We start from the raw sequence: 5,081 nt of genomic DNA on the forward strand, positions 1-5,081 counted from the left end.
ACCTAACTTTTGAAAATGAACCTTCATCTCTAGATTGAAAATAATTCCCAGCTTTAAAATAGTTTTCAAAAATACCCCAACGTTTCATATGAATATTCTCGTAAACCTTATACTCATTATTGTTTAAAACAATTACCATTTTCCCTTCACTTACCTTCACTTCTAGTGTGAATTTTCTAAAATCTACTTTCTGTTCAAAATTAAATCCTTCATCATCATCCCAAGCATCTTCATGAAGTATTTCTTCATTAGTTGCATTTATGTTTTTAAGAACTTTTGTTTTAACGCGTACCTTTCCCTTATCCCAATATATTTTTAAGATAGGTGGTGCATTGTTATCATCCTCACCAATTAAATCACGTTGTTCATTTGTTAATCGTCCATGAATTTGCATTATAATAGTTCTATGGTATTTACCATTAGAATCTCTAGTTGTAGCATCCATTGCTAACTTCCCTTTCATATAAGCACCATCTTTAAAGGTCCAATTTACATTATTATCTCCTGGCACCATTTGCTCTCTTAACTCAGAACGTGTGTACTTAGTATTTTTAGTTTTAGAGTCTGTTGGCATTGCATGAAATACTATAGCTCCTCTTGTAGAATCGATATACATGTATGGTTTTGCAATATCCATTTTCGCGAAATTTACAATTTCAGGAGGACTAATTTCTACAGGTTTCCCCTCGTCATTAGCAACAGGTAAGGTAACTTTCCAGTGACTTAAATCAATATTTGGAAGTTTAACCTTCTTCTTTTTTTTCTTCTTTTTGCCTTGTTTTTTCTCAACTTTTATATCCGAATCTGAAACGCCACTCTTCTTGTTTTGAGAAGTAGCGTTCACAGATATAAAAATTATTAAAATTGCTAATAATATCTCTTTTCGGATTATTTTCATTTCTATATAAATTTATTCAGCTGGATAAACTTTAACATTATCTACAAAAGCATCTACATCTGTAAATGCATAAATAAATATAGATACTTCACCTACAGAATTTGATCTAAATCTAAGTTTCATTGTTGTACCACCTGAACAAGAATTGTCTGCAAACTTTCCTTTAGCCTCGGTTCCAACATGCTCTACCAAAGGATTACTAGCAAGAGCAACATCACTATCACTATAATGACCATTTAAGATTGCGGCAACTACACTGTTTGTTTCAGCCCCTCCTGTTTTTATAGCATATTCGTACTCAAAAATGTAATCCGTATTAGGACTTAATGTAACTGCTTGGTATGCATATCTAGTATCACCAGGGTCAGCAGCACCATCTGCATCATCAGCACTATTGCTAGATGACCATTTTGCTCCTCTTGTTTTACCTCCATTATCTGTTCCATCATAATTTGTACAAGAACCATCAGAACTACCACTAAAAGGATTTGAACTACCTGTAGTGTTAGCTATTTTCCAAGGACCATATACGTCACTAGAACCCCCATTAAAATCTCCCCATAAAATTTCTGGATTAATAGGACCGGCTGGTCCACCAACAATAACTTCTTTTGTTATAGAAGAAGTTTTATTAAGGAAGTTTGTTGTTGTTAATGTAACCATATATGCTCTTTCCACACCATCATTAGTATAACTATGGGTTGGGTTTGCATCTGTTGAGCTATTACCATCTCCAAAATTCCAACTATAACTCGTTGCAAGTTCAGAAGCATCTGTAAAGGTAACATCATAATCACTAGCTATCTCATCAAAAATAAACTCAGGAATTGAAAGCGGCTCTCTATAAAGATAAATGTTATCTATATTAAGAGTTGCCTCATTTTTTGGATGACCTGCTATTCCTAATTCTATTGTTATAGCGTCAATTTGAGTAATTCCTTCAGAAGCTAAATCAATATCTATACCTGTCCACTCATCATTTGTTAAAGTTTGCTGGAAAGTTTCACCACCCAATGTTATTTTTACTCTTTCAACACCTATATCAAGAATAGAATGAAGATCCATGTGAAAATAATCAGCAGAAGCACCTGTTCCAAAAACATCCGCAATACTAATAGCAGGGCTAAAAGTGATAGATGCGGTATTCGAACCGTCAAGCCTCGAATACTGAATTACCTTATTTTTTATATCTCCAACTGCTACTTCATTATACTCGGCAGTACCAGCTTCAAAATTAGCACCTGATGCTTTGTTTGTATAAGCCATAAAAACACCATCGCTTTCAATACCGTCACTGAAAATAGCATATGCATTTTGATCAAGAATGATTGGCGAACCTGGTGTTGATGATACAGCTGTAACTTCATGTTCAACTGTTATAACCTCTGTTTTAGTAACGCTAGGCAAATCTTTGTCTGATTTTGCAGTTACTGTTATTGTATATGTTTTTTCCGCATCTAAGTTAGGATAGTCATTTGAAGCAGAAGCTCCAGCTCCTATAGTTACAGAAGAGCCATCTCCAAAATCAATATCATAAGAATCAACTCCAATCGCTAATGGTTTTACAGTAATGTAAGTACCATCTTCCATTCCGTTTTCATCCGGGCCAACAGTTGCTTTAAAGCTTGAGAACGAAATTTCTGTAAGCCCTGTTCCTGTTAGGTTCTCCTCGCCTGGTTGAATAATATCATATTCATCATCACAAGATATTATAAAGCCTGTTATAAGCAGAGCATATATTCCTTTTTTTAATAAATTCATAATTTTTTTGTGTTTTTTGTTGTTGTTTTACTCTCTACCAAAATTATTTAGCTGCATAAACTTTAACATTATCAATGTAAACATCGACAGCTGTTTCTGCAGAAAACATTATACCAACTTCACCACTAGCATTCGCGGTAAATTCTACCTCAACTAAAGTATGTGATGCTTTCCCTTTAACTTCATCTGCAACAAAACGTTTAATAGGAGTGCTTGCAACTGCATCAGCTCCATCATCAAAGTGACCATTTAAAACTGTTGCAAAAATTCTATTACCTCCTACAGCAACACCTGCTTGCTCTTCTGGAGTCTTTATAGCATATTCAAATTCTAAGACATATTTAACTGTACGATCTACTAATGTTGGAGATACTACAATTGCTTGGTAAGCATATCTGGCGTTTGACCCTGCACTTACAGAAGTAGATCCTGTCCATTTTGCTCCACTTGTTTTTGCTCCATTATCAGATCCATCATAATTTGTAAATGAACCATCAGAACTTGAGTTAAAAGGATTCGTATTTCCACCTGTGAAAGTTGAGAATTTCCAATCAGATGAACCTCCATCAAAATCGCCGTTTAAAATTGTTACGGGAATAGGTACAAATTTATCTACAACTTCAACATCTAACGTTATAGTAGTTGATGCATCATTTCCATCAATAGCTGTTAATGTTACTGGATAAGTACCCTCACCTGCTTCAAAAGTATAGCTAGGATCTTTCTCTGTTGAATTTCCTTCTCCATTATTAAAGTCCCATTCGTATCTGATAGATTCCGTTGATAAATTATTGAATTCTACAATCTTGAAATTAACTGCATTTGGAATATATGCAAAATCAGCAGTTGGCAAACTAGTATCTTCTAGAGTACCTGCTTCTGGTAAATCAAACTCAAAAGCTTTTTCACAGCTTACAGAGAACAATATTACCAATGCGCATAACACCAGACTTATGGTGTTTTTAAAAATATTTAATTGATTTTTCATGATTTTTAACGTTTTAATTATTATTGAGGATTTTGAGTTAAAATACCATCACTTAAATTAATTTCTCTTGAAGGAATTGGTAATAATAATCTTCTAATATTATAACTAGTATATCCATTTGCAGTAGCGTGCGCACCTAATACCTCATGTGCCACTCCTAATCTTAATAAATCGAAGAAACGATGATTTTCAAAAGCCAATTCTACTCTTCTTTCAAGTAATAAAGCGTCTTTAGTTAAAACTGTAGGACGATCCGAAACGGCATCAAATCCTGCTCTTACTCTAACTTCCATATAAGAATCAATGGCGCTGGCATTAGGCGTATCTCCATCTTCCATAATAGCTTCAGCATGCATTAATAAAACATCTGAATAACGTAAAATAATCCAGTCATTACCAGCTAATGATGGCGCTCCTCCGTAGGTTGGAAGATTCGTATCAGAAATATCATAACCATCTGGTAAAAACTTTATAACTTCTGCATCCAAAGGTACAGGAAGATCAGCATCATCGCCAAAAGCAGCATAAGAAACTGATGTTCTATTTCCACCGAAAGCAATAAAATCTTCAGCAAGATTTGGATTAACTATATTAAGTCCATCTTGTCTACCTTGACGTTTATAAGAGGTGAATTCAGATGAAAAACCTTGACTTTCATCAGGGTTTCCTGATAAGTACTGTACTGCGAATATAATTTCGTTATTTAATTCGTTGTAGAATACATCCTTAAAATTAGATTCTAAAGAAAAACCACTATTCATAATATCTTCACACAATTGTTTTGCACCTGTATAGTTACGTGTTGGTTGTGTTAGGTACACTTTTGCTAAAATTCCTTGTGCAGCAGCTTTAGAAGCTCTAGACTTATTTGTGTTATCTAAATGAGTAACTCCTTCTTGTAAATCTGCTACAATTTGTTCATAAATTGTTGCTTCATCAACTCTAGTAAAAAGTAATTCTTTTTCATCTGAACCTACCACAGTAGTTACCAATGGTACAGCTCCGTACAATCTAACTAAGTTAAAATATGCATAGGCTCTTAAAAACTTAGCCTCAGCAGTATATTTATTAATGTTCGCAGAACTCGACTTATCAACATACTTTAAAACATTATTTGCTCTAAAAATAATCTCATACATAGATTGGTAATAATCTTCAGACTGAACATTATCAGGTTCTACTATATATCTGTGAAAATCGGCTCTTGAACCTTCAAGCGTTTTACTTCTTGTATTATCAGAGCGGTGCTCCGTTAAAAGGTATTCTAATTGAACCCCTCTATTGAATCTTATTGAACTTGACTCTGTGTTTTCATTTACACCTTGTAAGGCATCATAAATCCCAATAATCCCAGCTAATACATCAGCATCTGATTCGAAAAAAGAATCAGCAACAATTGCAGAGTCTGGTAATGGATTTAAAAACTCATCTGTA

General features: G+C 34.1%; 4 protein-coding genes. All 4 read right to left on the reverse strand.

Going from position 1 to position 5,081, the window contains the following annotated elements; all coding sequences use genetic code 11:
- A partial coding sequence (locus AB1Z17_RS05080) for a polysaccharide lyase family 7 protein (RefSeq protein ID WP_368050715.1) occupies positions 1-898 on the reverse strand: 898 nt, incomplete at its 3' end.
- A 12-nt stretch (positions 899-910) separates the two neighbouring features.
- On the reverse strand, positions 911-2,659 hold the full coding sequence (locus AB1Z17_RS05085; RefSeq protein ID WP_368050716.1) for a PKD domain-containing protein: 1,749 nt from the start codon (positions 2,657-2,659) through the stop codon (positions 911-913).
- 43 nt (positions 2,660-2,702) lie between these two features.
- Complete coding sequence (locus AB1Z17_RS05090) at positions 2,703-3,647, reverse strand: PKD domain-containing protein (RefSeq protein WP_368050717.1); 945 nt, start codon at positions 3,645-3,647, stop codon at positions 2,703-2,705.
- Between the two features lie 20 nt (positions 3,648-3,667).
- Positions 3,668-5,081 (reverse strand): RagB/SusD family nutrient uptake outer membrane protein (locus AB1Z17_RS05095; RefSeq protein WP_368050718.1); only part of this gene is annotated, 1,414 nt, incomplete at its 5' end.

The organism is Lutibacter sp., from assembly GCF_040883305.1.
Classification (GTDB): domain Bacteria; phylum Bacteroidota; class Bacteroidia; order Flavobacteriales; family Flavobacteriaceae; genus Lutibacter.

Coding starts and splice junctions, on each gene's coding strand:
- AB1Z17_RS05085 (WP_368050716.1), bottom strand. CDS start 2,659: ATGAATTTATTAAAAAAAGGAATATATGCTCTGCTTATAACAGGCTTT.
- AB1Z17_RS05090 (WP_368050717.1), bottom strand. CDS start 3,647: ATGAAAAATCAATTAAATATTTTTAAAAACACCATAAGTCTGGTGTTA.